Genomic DNA, 18,437 nt, shown 5'->3' on the forward strand with positions numbered 1-18,437 from the left:
TGAATGCTCCCATGCCGCCCCTGATTGGTTAAATTCAGGCGAAACCGCCAACTGGACAACTAGGCTGACAGAGGGGGTTGCCATCGGCGGTTGCGAGCGAACGAGATGGACACCGATAGCGTCTGCGGAGGTAACCTCGCCGGTGATTGAGCAGAAGTCAGCAGACGGCATAGTAGCCAAATGCCCATCGTAATGGGTGGGACAGGGTGAAGGCCTGAACTCGAAAATTAATGAGGAGCCTGTGCAGCTCAATGACTCCATATCCGACCGGACCAAGGAACATTGGCGCAAAATCAGAAGCCATCATTGGGGTAAGCAGGAGGTAATCGGCCGACTTGCTCTAAACGTTTTCGGGAAACGCCCTGTGCGGTCCCGCATGCAGGGTGTTGTGGGGACTGGGGGCTAGATACCCCCGGTTACCCGATCAGGTGATCTCAACGTGAAGCCTCCATTCTGGCGAATTGCGTGAGTAGCTATAACGTTCTGAGTATTCACTGATATAGCTATAACCATCCCGCCGCCCCGAAAGGTCTCGCAGGAACGACTGCAAGGCAGAAAGAACGCTGCCGCTACCATAAATTCTTAATATGGTTCGATTATTCCAGTCCCCGAAAGAAAAGTACTCATTCTGCTTGTTCTGGAGAGAGGTGAATAATTCAGCCTTGGCGTCTTCACGAGTAATCTCAACTACAAAGTCCGAATCAGAAGCCATCGAACTCGGCTCCTCTGAGCTCACGGCCTTACCGACATGATCTGCAAACAGCAAATAATCCTCTGGCTTGCCATAGAGAACGAGGTCGTCGATCAATCCATTTGGCCGGAACATCTGCCTTGCTTCGATTCTCACGACTGTCTCACCTAACGCAAAAATTTGCGGCAATTTTGGAGTGGCGAAGCCACGGAGAAATTGTCCGGCAACATTGCCTTGTTAGGCATATTGACTCGAACGTTTGCGGACCAGCCTGAACTCATGGGGGTAAAGGTATAGGCCGCCGTACAGGCAGCCACCGTCCTCTTGCACCCAGTAGCTAACGCTAATTTGTTGGTCGTCGTTAACAAATTCATCAATCTTGTAATCATTATTGAGCATCGCCAAAGTATGCGGTTTTTCGTCGTCGGCAAGGATGCTTATGATTTCGTCCCGTATATGGATGACCTTGACCACGTCTCCGAGATTAACCAAATTTCCGTCAATGTCCTTCATATCCGAACCCGCCTAACGCTTGCAGCATGCGCGCCCTTGGAATGTAGCCGAAGGCGCAATGTAAAGGGCGTCGCCGTGCCTGCACTGGTTAGTTTATCGACGACGGCGCGCAGATCGTTACTTGCTTGACTCAGGTTTCAAATGCTCTTCCCACGGCAACTCAAAGTCATCTACAAATCCCTGAACATGTTCTGGTCTTTTGTATTTATCGGAAACGTGCTTTATCACTCGCTCTAGCATTTCTTCCGTGGATTTTTGTCTATTCGGGGTAAAAACTCTGCCCTCATCAAGGTCAAGTTGCTTTTTAACGTTTTGGATATGGACACGATTCCGCACTTGGCGTAGCTCGTCTAGCTTTTCATACAAGTCAGACCCAGACGCCCCCAACAAGTCGTGCTTTTTTGCCGAGGCAATATAGGTTTGCAGTTGGTCCAGAGTCTTACTCCGCACATCGTCCAATACCTGAGTGGCGATATTTTGAACGCCCTCACTCGTATGACTTTTGATCCGAAAGAAGAGGTCATGAAGAAGAGCCTCGATTATTGAGACCAACGTGATGGTTATTGGCTTGCAGAAAAGTCGAGCTTCCGACGGCGAGGCTGCATTTTGCGCCGCGTAAAGAGCCTTAAGACAGTTCAGGTTGTAATTGATGTTGTCGCCGGTTTTGAACTCGCCAATAAACCCGCTATTCACTTTGAACATTCTTTCACCTCTTCCTTGTCATGGTTCCTGATGCTGATTTTCGAAAACTAACATTGATTCAACGTCACATGACGTGTTTAAACACGTCACCATACGCAATACCCCGACACATTCCCCCACCAACGCTAAACGCAAACCCCCGCCCTGGCAAGGGCTTAGCACTTTTGCTGCTGGTTTTCGCGGCGCGAAATGTGTCAACTGCCATAGTATCCCGATGACGGTGTCGCTTTGGGTATCATGGCCTGTTCGTATAGTGATGGGCGTTTCGTTGTCGCCGTTTCATCCCATGGCATAATGCATCAACACTGTCTCGGGCCGTCTCTTAACCTGTGTTCCCGGGAAGGCCGGAGCAGGGAGGTCGTATGGCATCAACTATCCAGGGTAAAGAACCAAGGGTGTTTCGGGGTTTTCGGCGGTGGCTGCTGGGGTGTGTTGTGCTCGTCGGTGGGCCGGTTTGGGCGGAAATGGCTGTGCCGGTTTCGCTCAGTGTTGCCTATCCCGCTGGTGAACACCGGCTGTCGGTGTCCCGCAATGGTGATGCGTTTCTGGCCTATGCGGCCCACCCCAAGATGATTCCGCTGGCGCCTGGGACGTTCGATGTGCAGGCGCTGTATGAGCAACTGGCGCCGCACCTGCATCCGAATCTGCCTCGTGAACAACGCCCCGATCCCGAGGCCATTTACGGCATGGTTCAGGTTCGCGATGGCCAGGGGCGGACCTCGCATTATCTGATCTTTCAGGCGGACTCGTGGGTCGGGCCGTTGTTCCAGAAGGCCCGGGACAACGTTCAGGAAGACGTGCCTTCCTGGTGGCCGCCTTTATAAGGCGTGCGTCATGTCTGCGAGCGCTGCGGACCCTTGCTTCCATCCCGCCGCGCAATCTCCATCCAGCGTTCTGACCCGTGCTATGCTGCGGCCGTATCCTGCTGAATAAAGAGAAGAAATGGTTGAGGTATCAAACTACCCCGGTTTGCCATGGGGCGTCCGCTGGCACCTGAAACAGCATCGCCTGGGCTGGCATTACTTTATTGGCGCCCGTCAGACCCTGCGGGTGATGATCGGGCTCATCTGCCTGATCTGCTTGCTGCCGTCCGCGGTGATGGCGGTGGTGCTGGAGGGTGGGGAAGGTGTGTTCTATGCGGTGGTTGCCGGGGTGCTGGCACTGGCAACGCTGATACTGACCGGTGTACGGCAGCACCTGGTGTTCGATGCCACGGAACAGGCGCTGGTGGAGCGCCGTGGCTGGTGGCGAACACCGCGGAAGGAGCGGCAGCGCTGGTTGCTGGCCGACGTAACCGCAGTGGTTGCCCCGATTGCTTCGGTGGAGCAGGGCTGTCAGTTGGAGATTGTTGACCATCGCTACACCATTGGCAGCTGGGACGATACCGCTGCTCTGGCTCGCTTTCTGCGGACTGTCTATGGGGTTCGGGCGATGGATCGGGTGACCTGCTGGCCCGAGACACGGCCCCTGGACGCTGAGGCTGCCGAGACGCCGAGCCCGCAACCAACGGGCGTTCAATCAACCACCGCTCAATCAAAGAGGCCCGGCGCGACGGTTTCCGGCACGGCTTCTCCGATGCCCGAGGCGGCTGGCTCACCGGGTCACTATGTACCGGTCTGGGATCAGCGGCCGCTGTTAAAGCTGGCGCTGGCGTTTCCTGCGTTCGTGCTGATCGGGTATGGCCTGTCGTTGCTGGGAGGATAATGGCATGAGCAAATGGAAGATCGTCTCGCCGACTCAGGGGCGTCTGGTGTTTGGTCGCTGGGCCTGGTTGATGGCTGTACCGCTGATGCTGGTGGTGATTCCACTGGCAGTATTCGGCATGCCAGCGGAGAACGGCGCCATTCTGGGCTGGGCGACCGCCGCCACGCTGGCCTGGCACGCTCTCTTCGGTTGCCACAAGCTGGAGATCGATCTGCAACAGGGTGTCTTCCGGCAGTCCATTCGCAGCCTGTATCCGGCCGCGCAGCTGGAGGTACCGCTGGCGGACGTTGCCGGCTTCTGCACCGCCGCATCGCTGCTGGAGGCCCGGCGGTATGATCTGGTGCTGGTCACCCGTCAGGGTCAGCGCCTGCCGTTGCTGCGCAGGATAGGGCGCTCCCGGGCGGAGACCTATGGCAAGGATCTGGCGGCGTTCTGTGACCGGCCCTATCGGCGGGAGTGGGAGGCGAAGTGAGCAAATTCAGATGCTATCGTTAAAGCATAGATTCCGGTTCTTCCAGCAGGGTTACCACTATGAAAGTCGCCGTATTCAACACCAAGCCCTATGAGCAGGAGATCTTCGAGCAGCTCAACGAAGATCATCAGCTGACGTTTTTGGAGCCGCATCTGAATGCCACCACGGCTTCCCTGGCGGCAGGGTATCCGGCGGTGTGTGCGTTTGTGAACGACGATCTTTCCGGGCCGGTGCTGGAGCAGTTGGCGGCGGCTGGTACCCGGGTGGTGGCGTTGCGATCCGCCGGGTTCAATAACGTGGATCTGGCGGTGGCGGAGCGGCTGGGTATTCCGGTGCTGCGGGTGCCGGCCTATTCACCCTATGCGGTGGCCGAGCATACCGTGGCGTTGATGTTGTCGCTCAATCGCAACCTCCATCGCGCCTACGCCCGGGTCCGGGAGGGCAACTTTGCGTTGCAGGGGCTGATGGGGTTTGATTTTCACGGTCGCACGGCGGGCATTGTGGGTACCGGCAAGATTGGCCGGGTGCTGGCCCGCATTCTCACCGGGTTTGGTATGACGGTGCTGGCAACGGACCCCTATCCCCATGATGAGTGCCTCAGCCTGGGGGTGCGCTACGTGGAGCTGGAGGAACTGCTGGCCAGGTCGGATGTGGTGTCCCTGCATTGTCCGTTGACGCCGGAAAGCCGTCACCTGATCAACGAAGCGGCGATCGCGCAGATGAAGCCGGGAGTCATGCTGATCAACACCAGCCGGGGTGCACTGATTGACAGCCGGGCGGTGATCGCCGGACTGAAATCCGGCCGGATCGGTCACCTCGGGCTGGACGTCTACGAGGAGGAAGCCGATCTGTTTTTTGAGGACCTGTCAGACCAGGTCATCCAGGACGATGTTTTCAGCCGCCTGCTGACCTTCCCCAATGTGGTGATCACCGCGCATCAGGCGTTCTTTACCCGCAACGCCCTGGAAAACATTGTCTCGACCACGCTGGCCAACCTCGACGAGTTCGACCGCACCGGCGAGTGCGGCAACCGGGTGATTCAGTCACAGGTGGCCGGGTAGTCCGGTCACCTGTGCCCAGTTGCTCAGCCGGCCCCCTCAGAAGCTGACCTTGCCATCGCTGATGTACTGCTCCTGTGCCGGAGTCACCAGGGTGTATTCTTGGGTTCTCGGCAGCCAGACGTACACATCATCCTCCGCTTTGGCGGTGCTGTAGCCCAGTTTCTGGATGTCGACCTTGCGGTACTTGAAGGTGCCGGTTTTCTCGATGCCGTCGGTCACCCGGATGAAGACGGGCACCGCATAGGCCGGCAGGTTGTCGTTGAGGTAGGCGAACAGTGCCTGGATGTCGAATGACGCGCCGCCGTTCTGGGGCACCAGGGTGACCATGCCGGCTTTGCCGTTGGTGTGGGGAATTTCGACGCCGTAGACGATGGCTTCTTCCACCATGCCGGAGCCGTCAATGATGTTTTCAACCTCGGTGGTGGAAACATTCTCGCCCTTCCAACGGAAAGTGTCGCCCATGCGATCGACGAATTGCAGGTGGCGGAAGCCAATCTCCTTCAGCACGTCACCGGTGTTGAACCATTCGTCACCCTTCTTGAAGGCGTCGCGGAGAATGGATTTCTCGGTGGCTTCTTTCTGGGTATAGCCCTCAAACGACCACTTCCTGGTGATTTCTCCGATCAGTAGACCGGGGTCCCCGGGTGCGACTTCTTCCATGAAACCCTGATCGTTGCGGATCGGGTCGCGGGTACCCTCGTGGAACTTCACCAGTTTGTAGGGCGCGGTGGAGAAGCCCACGGTGTTGTCCATGTTGAAGAAGTTGCTGAAGCCGATGTTGCCCTCACTGGAGGCGTACAGCTCGGCCACGGTGTCGATACCAAAGCGCTCCTTGAACGGTTTCCAGATGGACGGTCGCAGGCCGTTGCCGATCATTTTGGTGAGGGTGTGGTAGCGGTCCTGGTCGCTGGCAGGCTGGTTCAGCAGGTAGCGGCACAGCTCGCCGACGTAGCCGAAGGTGGTGGCCTGGTAGCGGCGGATGTCGTCCCAGAACGCGCTGGCGGAGAACTTGCGCCGCAGGGCAATGGCCGAGCCACCGGCCAGCACCGAGCCCCAGCACACCAGCAGCGCGGTGCCGTGGTACAGGGGCAGGGTGCAATAGAGTACATCCTCCGGCTCCATGTTCAGGGACATCAGCCCGAAGCCGCCATAGGCCTTGATGAACTTGCGATGGGAACCGGGAGCGGCCTTCGGCAGCCCGGTGGTGCCGGAGGTAAACAGGTAGATGGCGGTATCACCCAGGGTGGGCGGGTCCAGTACCACCGGGTCGACACCACGGAAGCTGCTCACCTGCTCCGCCAGGTTGGCGTAGCCTTCAGGGGCATCGCCAAACACGTTGAGGGTGTTGGCATCCGCGAGGAACTGGAACGGCTGCGGGTGGTCCAGCTGGAGCTCGTCCCGGACGCCGTCGAAGGCGTCGGTGAGTTCCTCGCCCACCACCACCATCTTGGGTTCGATCAGGTTGATGCTGTGAGCCAGTACCTTACCTTTCTGGGAGGTGTTCAGCATGGCGCAGGCCACGCCAATCTTGGCTGCGCCGGCAACCACCGCCAGCAGTTCCGGGCGGTTTTCCAGGAACACCGCAATGGCGTCTCCTTTCTGCAGGCCCTGGACGCGGAAGAAGTGGGCATAGCGGTTGGCCCACTCATTGAAGTCGCCCCAGCTGATGCGGAAGTCATCGCTGAGAATGGCCGGCCGGTTGCGGTAACGCCGGGCATTGCGTTCAATCAGCGTGCCCAGGGTCAGGGGCTTCTGGTCGTCCTTGACGGAGTAGTAGTAGAAGCCCCGGGCAATGGTGGGAAAGCGCCGCAGAATGCCAGGCAGACTGCGGACAAGGTCACGTGCGGAAACGGTATGTTCGGTCATACGATCATCCAGTTGGTACGTTGTTATTGGTATGTGCCCGGAAGATCGACGCTTCCGGGTCAGTCCAGGAACAGGTCCGGCAGCAACGGTTTGCTGCCGTCGCCATACCGGTAATGCTCAAAGTCAGTGATGCCATCCTGTCGCAGCAGGTCCTCGTCGATCAGCGCCTGGCCGGTGAGCGAGTGGTCACCGCGGCACAGGATGCTGAGCGCCGCATCGGCCATGATCTCGGGCTTGCGGCCCTGGGCCATCATCTGTGGGCCGCCCACTTCGAACTCGATGGCGGCGGTGGCAATCAGGGTTTTCGGCCACAGCGCGTTGACGGCGATGCCATGGCTGCGGAATTCCTCGGCCATGCCCAGGGTCAACATGGTCATGGCGTACTTGGTGGTGGTGTAGGGGCCATACTGGGCAAACCACTTGGGTGCCAGGTTCAGTGGCGGCGACAGGCTGAGGATGTGGGCCTGGTCGGACTGCTTCAGCCACGGCAACGCCGCCTGGCTGCAGGTGAATACCGCGCGGGCGTTGACCTGGTGCATCAGGTCGTAACGGCTGGGCTTGAGCTTCTCGACGCCCTGCAGGCGGATCGCGCCAGCGTTGTTGACCAGCATGTCGAGACCGCCAAAGTGCTCCGCAGCCTCATCGATGCGGGCTTTGACCATGGCGTCGTCCCGCACATCCAGCACCAGTGGCAGGGCCTGGCCGCCGGCCTCACGCACTTCCTCGGCTACCGAGTGAATGGTGCCCGGCAGCTTCGGGTGTGGGGTGTCGGACTTGGCGGCAATCACCACGTTGGCGCCTTCCCGGGCGCAGGCGAGGGCGATGGCGCGGCCGATGCCACGGCTGCCCCCGGTGATAAAAACGGTTCGGTTGGTCAGTCGGCTCATTGTTCGGGTTCCTTCGATGCGTGTGTGTCGTCACTGTCCGTGGGGGTGATCTCTACCAGCAGTTGCTGTCGGCGGACCTGGTCGCCCTGGCGGGTGTGGATGCCGGTCACCTGGCCGTCCCGATCGGCTTTGACCGGATGCTCCATTTTCATGGCCTCCAGGATCACCACGACATCCCCCTGGCGGACGGTTTGTCCCTCCGTTACCGGGACGTCGACAATGGCGCCGTCCATGGTGGCCAGGATGCGTCCGGAGCCTGACAGGGCATCCACATCCGGCGGCTGATGGGTACGGTCGCGGAATCGGGCCGACTGCCCGAACGCCTGCAAATATAGGTGATCCCCCGAACGCTGATATTGGCAACGTTGACGTACCCCATTGTCGATATAGCCTAGCTCGCCGTTTGCGACGGTCAGGATGCTCAACTGGTACTGGTCGTCGCCCAGGGTGACGGTGAGCTGATCCTGCTGACGCCGGACCAGTAACTCGTAGTGGGCGTCATCGGTGGCCAGCCGCATCGGTGTTACCGTAGCCAGGGCGTTGCTCCAGCCCTGCTGGTCCGGGTTGTCGCTGAGGATGGCGGCCGCCAGTGCCAGTTGTTTCAGTGACGGCTCCGCTGTGTTCAGTGACGGATCGTCTGCGAAGTGCTGCGTCAGGAACGCGGTGGTGGCTTCGCCGGCGCCGAATACGTCGTGGTCAATCAGCCGGCTCAGGAAGTAGCGGTTGGTGGTGACGCCGAACACCCGGGTGTCTTCCAGCGCCCGAACCAGCCGGCGACGGGCCTGGTCCCGATCCTGTCCCCAGGCAATGACCTTGGCGAGCATGGGGTCATAGTGGGGGGGGACGGTATCGCCGCTGCCGATGCCGCTGTCCACCCGGATGCCTTCGCCACGGGCTGGCTCAAACAGCGACAGGTGACCGGTCTGGGGGGTGAACTGGTTGGCCGGGTCTTCGGCGTACAGCCGCACCTCAATGGCGTGACCGTTCAGGGTGATCTGGTCCTGGCTCAGGGGCAGGGGGGCGCCTTCGGCGACCGCCAGTTGCCACGCCACCAGGTCCTGGCCGGTCACCAGTTCGGTGACCGGGTGCTCCACCTGCAGGCGGGTGTTCATCTCCAGGAAGTAGAAGTTGCGCTCCCGGTCCACCAGAAACTCCACGGTGCCGGCACCGCGATACTGACAGGCCAGGGCCGCCTGTACCGCCGCCTTCCCCATGGCCTCTCGCAGTTCCGGAGTCACGAACGGTGAGGGCGCTTCTTCCACCACTTTTTGGTGCCGGCGCTGGATGGAGCAGTCCCGCTCGCCCAGGTAGACGGCATTGCCATGGTCGTCGGCAAACACCTGGATCTCGATGTGGCGGGGTTCGATAACCGCTTTCTCCAGAATCAGCTCGTCATCACCAAAGGCCTGCTTGGCTTCTGACCGGGCGCGGGCAATGTTGTCCGCCAGCTCTGATTCCTCATGCACCAGCCGCATGCCCCGGCCACCACCACCGGCAGAGGCCTTAATCATCAGTGGGTAGCCGATGTCACGGGCGGCGGCGATCAGTTCCTCGTCGCTGGCGTTGTCGCCCTCAAAGCCGGGCACCACCGGTACACCGGCGGCCTGCATGGCGATCTTGGAGCGGCGCTTGCTGCCCATCAGTTCAATGGCGGCAGCGGGTGGGCCCACGAACACCAGGCCGGCGTCGGTGCAGGCGTTGGCAAAGTCGGCGTTCTCCGACAGGAAACCATAGCCGGGGTGAACGCAGTCCGCGCCGGTCTTGCGGGCGGCCTCCAGAATGGCATCGGCGCGGAGGTAGGAGGCGGCCACCGGGGCCGGGCCGATATGAACAGCCTCGTCAGCGGCTTTCACGTGCAGCGACTGGGCGTCGGCGTCCGAGTACACCGCCACCGTTCGGTAGCCGAGGGCACGGGCAGTGCGGATGACCCGCACCGCAATTTCGCCGCGGTTGGCGACTAGCAGTTTCTTCAGCATGGCGAGTCCTCAGTGTTGGTCGTCCGGGCCGGTTTCAGCCCAGGCGGGTGGACGTTTCTGCATGAACGCCATCGTGCCTTCGGCGCCCTCGCTGCCGCGGACCGCGGCCGCAAACTGCTCGGCGGCGTCGTCCAGCAGGCTGTGCATTGGTTCCTTGCCGACCCGGTGCAGCAGTTGTTTGGTGTTGGCGGTTGCCGCCGGAGCGCAGTGGCGAACCCGGTTCAGAGCCTCGGTGATGGCGGCGTTGAGCGCTGTCTCATTGGCGCAGAGCTGATGCACCAGGCCCAGTCGTACCGCCTCTTCGCCATCAATGCGCAGCCCCAGCAGGGCCAAGCGTCGGGTCTGGGTCAGGCCGATGCGCTCCACCACAAATGGCGCAATCTGGGCCGGAATCACCCCCAGGCTGGTTTCCGGCAGCCCAAACCGGACGCTGGGACCGGCGATGGCCACATCTGACACGCAGGCGAGACCGAAGCCTCCCCCCATCACGGCCCCTTCCAGCACGGCGATCACCACCTTGGCGGATTCGTTGACCTGCTGGATCATGTGGCCGAAGGCGCGGTTGAGGCGGTAGAACGGGTCCTGCTCGCCGTCACCGGCCGGCTGGCTGCGGGCGCCCGCCATGTCCTTGATGTCGCCACCGGCGCAAAAGTGGCCTTCGCTGCCCCGCAGCACCACCGCGCGAATTGAATCGTCAGCGTTGATCTGGGTAAACACGGTGGCCAACTCCGCCACCATCTGCAAGCTCATGGCGTTGCGGGCCTGGGGCCGGTTCAGGGTCACCAGCAGGGCATAGCCCTGGCGAGCCAGGGTCAGGGTTTCGCAATGGGGTAGGTCTGTCATGGCTGTTCTCCCGTGGCCTGGCGCCGGTTACTTTTTCTTGCCGGGCAGGGTGCCCATCATTTTGCAGATAATGCCGAGCATGATTTCGTCAGCACCGCCGCCGATGGACACCAGTCGAACGTCCCGGAAGGCCCGGGCCACCGGGTTGTCCCACATGTAACCCATGCCGCCCCAGTACTGCAGGCAGCTGTCAGTGACTTCGCGGCCAAGACGGCCGGCCTTGAGCTTGGCCATGGAGGCCAGGCGGGTGACGTCCTTGCCTTCAATGTGCAGCTCGCAGGCCTGGTAGGTGAGGGCGCGCAGGGCCTCGACTTCGGTTTGCAGCTCGGCCAGGCGGAAATGAATGACCTGGTTGTCGATCAGCGGCTGACCGAAGGTCTTGCGCTCGCGGCAGTACTCAATGGTTTTGTCGATGCAGCTCTCCAGCGCCTTGATCACGTTGGCCGCGCCCCACATGCGTTCCTCCTGGAACTGCAGCATCTGCATCATGAAGCCGGTACCCTCGGCGCCAATACGGTTACGTTGGGGCACCCGGACATCGTCAAAGAATACCTGCGCGGTTTCCGACGACCGCATGCCGAGCTTGTCCAGGTGGGTGCTGAAGCTGATGCCGGGGGAGTTCATTGGCACGATGATCAGCGACTTGTTCTTGTGCACCGAATCGTCCGAGGTGTTGGCCAGCAGGCAGATGAAGTCGGACTGTGGCGAATTGGTGATCCACATCTTGGAGCCGTTGATGACGTAGTCGTCGCCGTCCTTGCGGGCTGTTGTCTTGAGGCCCGCCACGTCGGAACCGGCGCCGACCTCGCTGACGCCGATGCAGCCGACCATGTCGCCGGCGATGGCAGGGGCCAGGTAGTCCCGCTTCAGTTCATCGGAACCAAAGCGCGCCAGGGCCGGGGTGCACATATCGGTTTGCACACCGATGGACAGCGGCACGCCACCACACAGCGCCAGGCCGAATTCTTCAGCCGCCACCAGGTTGTAGCTGTAGTCCAGCCCCATACCGCCATATTCTTCCGGCTTCTGGATGCCTAGCAGGCCCAGGTTGCCCAGCTTCTTGAACAGGTCATGGATGGGGTATTCGCCGGCTTTCTCCCACTCATCGCAGTGGGGGTTGATCTCTTTCTCGACAAAATCGCGGACGGTCTTGCGCAGGGCGTTGTGTTCGGCGGTGAATTTCATGGTTCTCTCCGTGTGTTCGGTTATCAATCTTGTTGTCAATGAGATACTGGGCGCTTGCGGGCAGCTCATTGCCCGTTGCCCGGTTGGCCGATATTAAAGCCGGGCGACACCAAAGCTGTTAGGGCGAAGCGGCCTGGCCTCTGCTTCTCGGCACACCGACAGCGCCAGTGCCAGCACTCGCCGGGTATCCCGGGGATCGATCAGGCCGTCGTCCCACAGGCGGGCGGTGCCAAACAGGGCGGTGGAGCCTTCCTCCAGTTTCTTGGCGGTGGCCTGTTCGAGGAACGACAGTGTTTTTTCGTCCGGCTCAACGCCACTGCGCCGCTGTTTGTCCTCGGCGACAATCCGCATCACCTTGCCGGCCTGGGCCGGTCCCATGACCGCTGTGCGGCTGTTGGGCCAGGCGAAAATGAAGCGAGGGTCGAGGCCGCGGCCACACATGGCGTAGTTGCCGGCACCGTAAGAGCCACCCACCACCACGGCGATCTTGGGCACCCGGCAGTTGGCGACGGCCTGGATCATCTTCGAGCCGTGTTTGATGATGCCGTTCTGCTCGGCATGGGTGCCCACCATGAAGCCGGTGGTGTTGTGAAGGAACAGCAGTGGCGTACCGGCCTGGTCGCAAAGCTGGATAAACTGCGCCGCCTTGGTGGCGCCGTCCGGGGTGATCGGGCCGTTGTTGCCGATCACCCCCACCGAGTGGCCTTCAATGCGGATGGTGCCGCAGACGGTCTGGTCATCCAGGTTGTTCTTGAAGTCCATGAAGCGGGAGCCGTCGGCAATCCGGGCGATGATCTCGCGAACATCGTAGGGGCGTTTGGCGTCGGACGGTACGACGCCGATCAGCTCCTCCGGCGAAAGCTGGGGCTCCTCCCAGCTGGGCTCCTGGCGGGCGGGCAGCTGTTCGTTCCAGGGCAGGGACGCGAGGATGTTGCGGGCGTAGCGAATGCCATCGGCATCGTCCTCTGCCAGGTATTCGGCAGTGCCTGCGACCTGGGCGTGCATTTCGGCGCCACCCAGTTCTTCGTCGGTGGCGACTTCCCCGGTGGCGGCCTTCAGCAGCGGCGGCCCGGCGAGGAACATCTTGGCCTTGTTACGCACTGCGATCACGTAATCCGACAGCCCGGGCTGGTAGGCACCGCCGGCGGTGGCGTTGCCGTGGACCACGGTTACCTGGGGAATGCCGGCGGCGGACATGCGCGCCTGGTTGGCGAAGCCGCGGGCGCCGAGCACAAAGATGTCGGTGGCGTAGTTGAGGTTGGCGCCTCCGCTCTCGGACAGTGACACCACCGGCAGTTTGTTCTCCATGGCGATCTGTTGCAGCCGCAGGGTCTTGTCCAGTCCGGCGGGGGTAATGGTGCCGCCCTTGATGGCGCTGTTACTGGCAACCACCAGGCAGCGAATGCCACTGACGCTGCCGATACCGGCAATGATGCCGCCGCCGGCCATGCTGCCATCCTTGTCATCGTGCATCTTGTAGCCGGCCAGGGAACACAGCTCCAGAAACGGGGTGCCCCGATCCAGCAGCCGGTTGATGCGGTCCCGTGGCAGCAGTTTGCCGCGTTTGGTGAATTTCTCCCGGGCTGACTCGGCCAGGTCGAGCACTTTCTGTTCCACCTCACGCCAGGTCTGGATATGGCCTTCCATGACCTCGGCGTTGTCGCGGAACTCGTCAGACTCCGGGGTGAGGGTGCTGGTCAGTACTTCCATCGGGTTGCTCCTCAGTCGTCGCTGAGCACTTTTGGCGTGCTGCTGCGATGGAAACCGTTGAAAGGCTCGTTGTTGTTGGCGTCTGGCAGTGGCCAGATCGGTGAGCCCTGGGAGGCGCCGCCGTCGATGCGCAGGCAGTCGCCGTTGATGAAGGCTGCCCCCGGGCTGAGCAGGAAGCAGATGGCGGCACTGATCTCCGCCTCGGTACCCATGCGTTTGAGCGGGACGTGAGTGGCAAGGTTGCGAATCCAGTCCCGCATTGCCGCCGGGTAATTGTCCATGCCGCTGGAGGCGATCCAGCCCGGCGCCACGGCGTTGACCCGGACTCCGGAGTGACCCCATTCATAGGCGGCGGTCTGGGTGAAGTTGACCATGCCGGCACGGGCGGCGCCGGAGTGGCCCATGCCCGGCATGCCGCCCCACATGTCGGCAACAATGTTGACGATGGCGCCGCCCGACTTCGACAGCGCCTGGGTGTAGGCCTCACGGGCCATCAGGAAGCCCCCGGTCAGATTGGTGCGGACGACGGTTTCCCAGCCTTTCTGGTTGATGCCGGTCAGCGGCGAGGGGAACTGGCCACCGGCGTTGTTGACCACTGCGTGAAGGCCGCCGTGTTCCTGGATGATGGCTTTGACCGTGGCGCTGACGGACTCTTCCTCGCGGATATCGCAGACGTGGGCGCTGGCAATACCGCCGTCTTCTTCAATCTCCGCTTTCACGGCCTCCACCTTCTCGGCCTTGCGACCGACCAACGCCACCCGGGCGCCCAGAGAGGCGAGTTCATGGGCCGTGCAGCGACCGATGCCGGAGCCGCCCCCGGTAACAATGACGGTCTGGCCTTCGAACAGGCCGGGACGAAGTACGGATTGATAGCTCATCAGTGGCTTCCTTTTTTCACAACGGCGGACGCAATGGGGACCGGGATTTCAAGTAGCTGCTGGGCAAAGGCCTTGCCCTGGGGATCGATTCGCAGGCTGGCAACACCGCCGCCGCCCAGACTGTGCTCCAGCAGGAAGTTGAAGGCATTGAGGCCCGGCAGTGCCCAGCGCAGCACGCGGCCGGTGTCCGGGTTCAGGGTGTGTGCCATCCACTCCGCGACCCGCTGTTCGGTCAGGGCTGCGGCGATGTAGGGCGCGTACTCGGCCCGGCGGGCGATCACGCCGATGTTGCTGTGGTCGCCTTTGTCGCCACTGCGGGCCCAGGCCAGATCGATCAGGCGGACTTCGGTATCGGTGGCCGGGGCGGCGATGGCCAGATCCTCGTCCGGCAAGGTGGCGGGATCGAAGCCGCCAGCGGTATCCACAGCAATCGGGGTGATCTCACCGTTCAGGTCGACGGTGACCGTCACGGAGGTTTTGGCGACCAGGCAGGAGTACAGCCGAATCTTCGGCCAGACCGTCGGCCGACCTCCGACGATTCCGGTGAGCCCTGGCGCCATGCCGGTCGCGGCCTGGGCAATTTCGCGGGAGAACAGCACCAGGGCCTCTTTCTTGGCATGGGCAACGCTGATCTTCACCACCACCTCGCGGCATTGTCCGCCCTGACCGTGGGCGCCGTAGGTGGCCTCGGTGCCGAGCAGTTCAACGTGGGTGTCGGCGTATGGGGGCAGGTCCCGTTGCTCGAACATCCGGCCGGTCTTGGCCAGGATGGCGTTGGCGACCCGCTCGGCCTTGGCGGGGGCATCGATACCGGCCAGCAGGAAGGTGACGGTGCACTTGAAGCCGTCGGGCCAGGTACCGGACACCTTGTAGCTGTCTGTGGGTTTGCGCCCCCGGGCTCCGGTGACCCGGACCCGGTCCGGTCCCTGCTGCTCCAGCTGGACCTGGGTGAAATCGCAGCTAACGTCGGGCAACAGGTAGGCGCGGGGATCGCCGATTTCGTAAACCAACTGCTCGGCAACGGTACCGTAGGTAACCTGGCCGCCGGTGTCGTCGGGTTTGGTGATCACCACGTTGCCGTCGGCAGACACCTCGGCAATCGGGAAGCCCATGTCTTCATAGCCGTCGGCGACCTGTTGCCAGTCGGTAAAGTTGCCACCAGTGGCCTGGGCACCGCATTCCAGCAGGTGGCCGACCAGGCTACCCTGGGCCAGCCGATCGTAGTCGTCCCACTGCCAGCCGAATTCGTGCACCAGTGGTGCCAGCACTAGCGCGCTGTCGGCCACCCGACCGGTGATTACGATGTCCGCGCCCTGGGCCAGTGCGGCCACCAGGCCCGGTGCACCCAGGTAGGCGTTGAGACTGACCATCATCGCGGGCATCGGCGCGCCGGTAGCCAGCTCGGTGGTGCCGGCGTCGGCCAGGGCTTTCTTCTGGGGCAGCAGATCATCACCCAGGACCAGGGCAATCTTCAGCTCGATGCCGGCCTTGTCGCAAAGCGCCTGCAGGGCATCGCGACAGGCTACCGGGTTGACCCCGCCAGCGTTGCTGAGCACGCGAATGCCTTTTGCCTTGATGTCGGCCAGCAGTGGGCCCATCACCGTCTGCACGAAATCCCGGGCATAGCCTGCGCCCGGGTCTTTCATCTTCTGACCAGCCATGATCGACATGGTGATTTCAGCCAGATAGTCGGAGACCAGGTAATCAATGTTGCCCTTGCTGACGAGCTGTCGGGCGGCGGTTTCGGTATCGCCCCAGAAGGCGGCGGAGCAGCCGATGCGAACGGTGCCGGGATTGGTTGGATCTGCCATGGCTTGTTGTCCTTTCCTGACAGTGGAGTGACGAGGTGCCGAACGTCCCGACGCTCTGGTTTGTAGCGGCCAGGGGTGGCGTGAAGGCAGCCTTGTCGATTGTTGTGCTGGCAAGATACCAAGCAAGCGCTTGGTTTGTAAACAGGCCGAATCCGGGTAAACTAGGGGATCTGCCCCGAATCGACCGGAATTGCCTGTGAACCAAGACACCATCCTCAAGACCCTGATTGCCGACAACGTTGTTTCCGACCCCGCCAGCGCCCGTGGGCGCCTGCTGAAAGAAGCCGCTAAACTGTTCCGTGACAAAGGCTACGAACGCACCACGGTGCGTGATCTGGCGGCCGCGGTCGGTATTCAGTCCGGCAGCCTGTTTCATCACTTCCGCTCCAAGGAAGACATCCTCAAGGCGGTGATGGTGGAAACCATCCAGCTCAACACCGCCCTGATGCGGGCTGCCGTGGAGGCGGCGGATAGTCATGAAGACAAGCTGAGGGCACTGATCCGGGCGGAGCTGGAGTCGGTGCTGGGGCAGACCGGTGAGGCCATGGCGGTGCTGGTGTTCGAATGGCGCAGCCTGTCTGATGGCGCTCAGGCCGAGGTGCTGGCGTTGCGGGACATCTACGAGCAGTTGTGGCTGGATGTGCTGGCAACGCTGGCGGAAGCGGGAACGATCAAGGCCGATGCATTTGTGGTCCGCCGATTGCTGACCGGCGCCCTGAGCTGGACTATTACCTGGTACCGCCCGGACGGTGGCATGGACCTGGCGGAGCTGACCGATCAGGTGATGCTCACCCTGGCGGTCTCTCACTGAGTTTTACTTTTATCTGGTACGTTTGTACCACTGCTGATTTATGCTTCAACCGATTGTTATTTATTGTTTTATTGATGAATGTCAAACCCGTTGGTGAAGGGCCATTGGCCTCATCGGCATGATTTTTGGGCATTAGAGCCATTTCTGTCGGACAAGGTTCGTCGCATCCTCTGCACTGTGAAAATCAACCTATAAGAACAATGCAGACACGGGGCGAACCATGACTTCCTCCTTGCTCAATCTGACCGAAACCATCCGCGGCAGTCGTCTTTCCTGCGCCTGGCTCCGTGGCGGGGTGCTGGCCGCCCTCACTGTCCTGGCCGGCTGCTCGGTCAATCCGATCTATTCCACCACCGGTATTGTGCTGTCAAACTACTCCGAGGGCGAGGCGACGCCTTACGTGTTGCAGATGGAAGACTCCCATCTGGCCTGCAGCCTCGGCGAGGGAGTGGACCCGTTGCTGTATTCGTTCTCCCGGGTGACGGATGCGCCCGACAGCACCGGTTCCCTGCTGATGCTGCTGGCGGCGAACTGCTCCGAACAGCGCGCCTGGGAAGAAGAGTTGCGCTACCTGCGGGCGGACTATCAGGGTGATGTGCCGGCGGCCAAGGATGCCCGCGAAGCCATGAAGCGCCTCAATGCCGAGATTGCCGCTCGCCGTTATGAGGCCTTCCTGCGGGCGATGCGGGCATACGACTACGATCCCTCGCTGGACAATCCCGCCTGCCCGGATTTCTCAACCGAGCAGGACGAACTGACCTTCCTGTTGGGCCTGCTGACTGGCATGCAGGCCATCGTCAACGATGCCAACTCCGGCGCCATGGCCGGTGTTCCCCGAAACATTGCACCTCAGGCTGAGCGTGCGGCCCAGTGTCTGGACAACCAGCAATGGGCCGGTCTGCCCAACGCGGTGCGGGCACTGGTGTGGCTGCTGATTCCCGACACTCAGCCTGCCGGCGCGCAAGACCCGTGGCAGGTCTTCGCCGACAGTGCCCGGTTGGGGGTCGACAATGGCATGCGCATTTCCATGGCTCTTGAGGCGGTGGCGGCAGAGACCTTCGGTCGCCCGGACGTCCTGGAAACGGTGCTGGCACGCTTTGCCGATTCCGAGAGTGGTTTTGAGGTACGGGAAGAATACCGCCTGGTGGATTCGGTCGCCGGTGAGGTGGTGCAGTTCATCTCCGACAAGCACTGGACGGCCAACTATGGCTACCGCACCCCCCAGCGCTACTTCGGCCAGCTGAGCGAGCAGAGCCAGCAGGCGCCGGCGGAAGTGATGGACCTGGAAGGACTGTTGTAATCCGGCCACGGCCGGACCGAACACACG

17 protein-coding genes are annotated in these 18,437 nt (G+C 61.6%); 6 read left to right on the forward strand and 11 right to left on the reverse strand.

Going from position 1 to position 18,437, the window contains the following annotated elements:
• Positions 1 to 424 precede the first annotated feature (424 nt).
• The 3 genes from MLD24_RS17900 to MLD24_RS17910 all read right to left on the reverse strand — a co-directional run bounded on the left by MLD24_RS17900 (position 425) and on the right by MLD24_RS17910 (position 1,906).
• Positions 425 to 847: a hypothetical protein gene (locus MLD24_RS17900; protein ID WP_248168441.1), complete on the reverse strand. Its 423-nt coding sequence runs from the start codon at positions 845 to 847 to the stop codon at positions 425 to 427.
• A gap of 81 nt (positions 848 to 928) precedes the next feature.
• Positions 929 to 1,204, reverse strand: coding sequence for a hypothetical protein (locus MLD24_RS17905; RefSeq protein WP_248168443.1), 276 nt, complete (start codon positions 1,202 to 1,204; stop codon positions 929 to 931).
• Positions 1,205 to 1,321: 117 nt separating this feature from the next.
• Positions 1,322 to 1,906, reverse strand: a complete 585-nt coding sequence (locus tag MLD24_RS17910; RefSeq protein ID WP_248168445.1) for a hypothetical protein — start codon at positions 1,904 to 1,906, stop codon at positions 1,322 to 1,324.
• A gap of 470 nt (positions 1,907 to 2,376) precedes the next feature.
• Here MLD24_RS17910 and MLD24_RS17915 point away from each other — a divergent pair, with 470 nt between their 5' ends.
• The 4 genes from MLD24_RS17915 to MLD24_RS17930 all read left to right on the forward strand — a co-directional run bounded on the left by MLD24_RS17915 (position 2,377) and on the right by MLD24_RS17930 (position 5,143).
• Positions 2,377 to 2,730, forward strand: a complete 354-nt coding sequence (locus MLD24_RS17915) for a hypothetical protein (protein WP_248168447.1) — start codon at positions 2,377 to 2,379, stop codon at positions 2,728 to 2,730.
• Positions 2,731 to 2,848: 118 nt separating this feature from the next.
• Positions 2,849 to 3,610: a hypothetical protein gene (locus MLD24_RS17920; protein WP_248168449.1), complete on the forward strand. Its 762-nt coding sequence runs from the start codon at positions 2,849 to 2,851 to the stop codon at positions 3,608 to 3,610.
• A 4-nt stretch (positions 3,611 to 3,614) separates the two neighbouring features.
• Complete coding sequence (locus MLD24_RS17925; RefSeq protein ID WP_248168451.1) at positions 3,615 to 4,082, forward strand: hypothetical protein; 468 nt, start codon at positions 3,615 to 3,617, stop codon at positions 4,080 to 4,082.
• Between the two features lie 59 nt (positions 4,083 to 4,141).
• Entirely contained in the window at positions 4,142 to 5,143 is a 1,002-nt protein-coding gene (locus MLD24_RS17930) for a 2-hydroxyacid dehydrogenase (RefSeq protein ID WP_227175297.1), read from the forward strand.
• A gap of 36 nt (positions 5,144 to 5,179) precedes the next feature.
• Here the strand turns inward: MLD24_RS17930 and MLD24_RS17935 are convergent, their stop codons facing one another.
• From MLD24_RS17935 to MLD24_RS17970, 8 genes are all read right to left on the reverse strand, one after another.
• A complete protein-coding gene (locus tag MLD24_RS17935) occupies positions 5,180 to 7,009 on the reverse strand; it encodes a long-chain-acyl-CoA synthetase (protein WP_248168452.1) in 1,830 nt (609 codons plus the stop codon).
• A 59-nt stretch (positions 7,010 to 7,068) separates the two neighbouring features.
• A complete protein-coding gene (locus MLD24_RS17940) occupies positions 7,069 to 7,896 on the reverse strand; it encodes an SDR family oxidoreductase (RefSeq protein ID WP_227175299.1) in 828 nt (275 codons plus the stop codon).
• Positions 7,893 to 9,872, reverse strand: coding sequence for an acetyl/propionyl/methylcrotonyl-CoA carboxylase subunit alpha (locus tag MLD24_RS17945; protein ID WP_248168454.1), 1,980 nt, complete (start codon positions 9,870 to 9,872; stop codon positions 7,893 to 7,895). The genes MLD24_RS17940 and MLD24_RS17945 overlap by 4 nt, the downstream gene beginning before the upstream one ends.
• A 9-nt stretch (positions 9,873 to 9,881) precedes the next feature.
• On the reverse strand, positions 9,882 to 10,715 hold the full coding sequence (locus MLD24_RS17950) for an enoyl-CoA hydratase/isomerase family protein (RefSeq protein ID WP_248168456.1): 834 nt from the start codon (positions 10,713 to 10,715) through the stop codon (positions 9,882 to 9,884).
• Between the two features lie 27 nt (positions 10,716 to 10,742).
• Positions 10,743 to 11,900: an acyl-CoA dehydrogenase family protein gene (atuD, locus tag MLD24_RS17955; RefSeq protein WP_248168457.1), complete on the reverse strand. Its 1,158-nt coding sequence runs from the start codon at positions 11,898 to 11,900 to the stop codon at positions 10,743 to 10,745.
• A 93-nt stretch (positions 11,901 to 11,993) separates the two neighbouring features.
• On the reverse strand, positions 11,994 to 13,610 hold the full coding sequence (locus tag MLD24_RS17960) for an acyl-CoA carboxylase subunit beta (RefSeq protein ID WP_227175303.1): 1,617 nt from the start codon (positions 13,608 to 13,610) through the stop codon (positions 11,994 to 11,996).
• Positions 13,611 to 13,621: 11 nt separating this feature from the next.
• Positions 13,622 to 14,488, reverse strand: a complete 867-nt coding sequence (locus MLD24_RS17965) for an SDR family oxidoreductase (RefSeq protein WP_248168459.1) — start codon at positions 14,486 to 14,488, stop codon at positions 13,622 to 13,624.
• On the reverse strand, positions 14,488 to 16,299 hold the full coding sequence (locus MLD24_RS17970; protein ID WP_248168460.1) for an acyclic terpene utilization AtuA family protein: 1,812 nt from the start codon (positions 16,297 to 16,299) through the stop codon (positions 14,488 to 14,490). Before MLD24_RS17970 ends, MLD24_RS17965 begins: the two co-directional genes overlap by 1 nt.
• A 196-nt stretch (positions 16,300 to 16,495) precedes the next feature.
• Here MLD24_RS17970 and MLD24_RS17975 point away from each other — a divergent pair, with 196 nt between their 5' ends.
• Together MLD24_RS17975 and MLD24_RS17980 are read left to right on the forward strand one after the other, a co-directional pair.
• Complete coding sequence (locus MLD24_RS17975; RefSeq protein WP_248168462.1) at positions 16,496 to 17,110, forward strand: TetR/AcrR family transcriptional regulator; 615 nt, start codon at positions 16,496 to 16,498, stop codon at positions 17,108 to 17,110.
• 220 nt (positions 17,111 to 17,330) lie between these two features.
• On the forward strand, positions 17,331 to 18,410 hold the full coding sequence (locus MLD24_RS17980; protein WP_248168463.1) for a hypothetical protein: 1,080 nt from the start codon (positions 17,331 to 17,333) through the stop codon (positions 18,408 to 18,410).
• Positions 18,411 to 18,437: the final 27 nt, after the last annotated feature.

This window comes from Marinobacter xestospongiae (genome assembly GCF_023156385.1).
Classification (GTDB): domain Bacteria; phylum Pseudomonadota; class Gammaproteobacteria; order Pseudomonadales; family Oleiphilaceae; genus Marinobacter; species Marinobacter xestospongiae.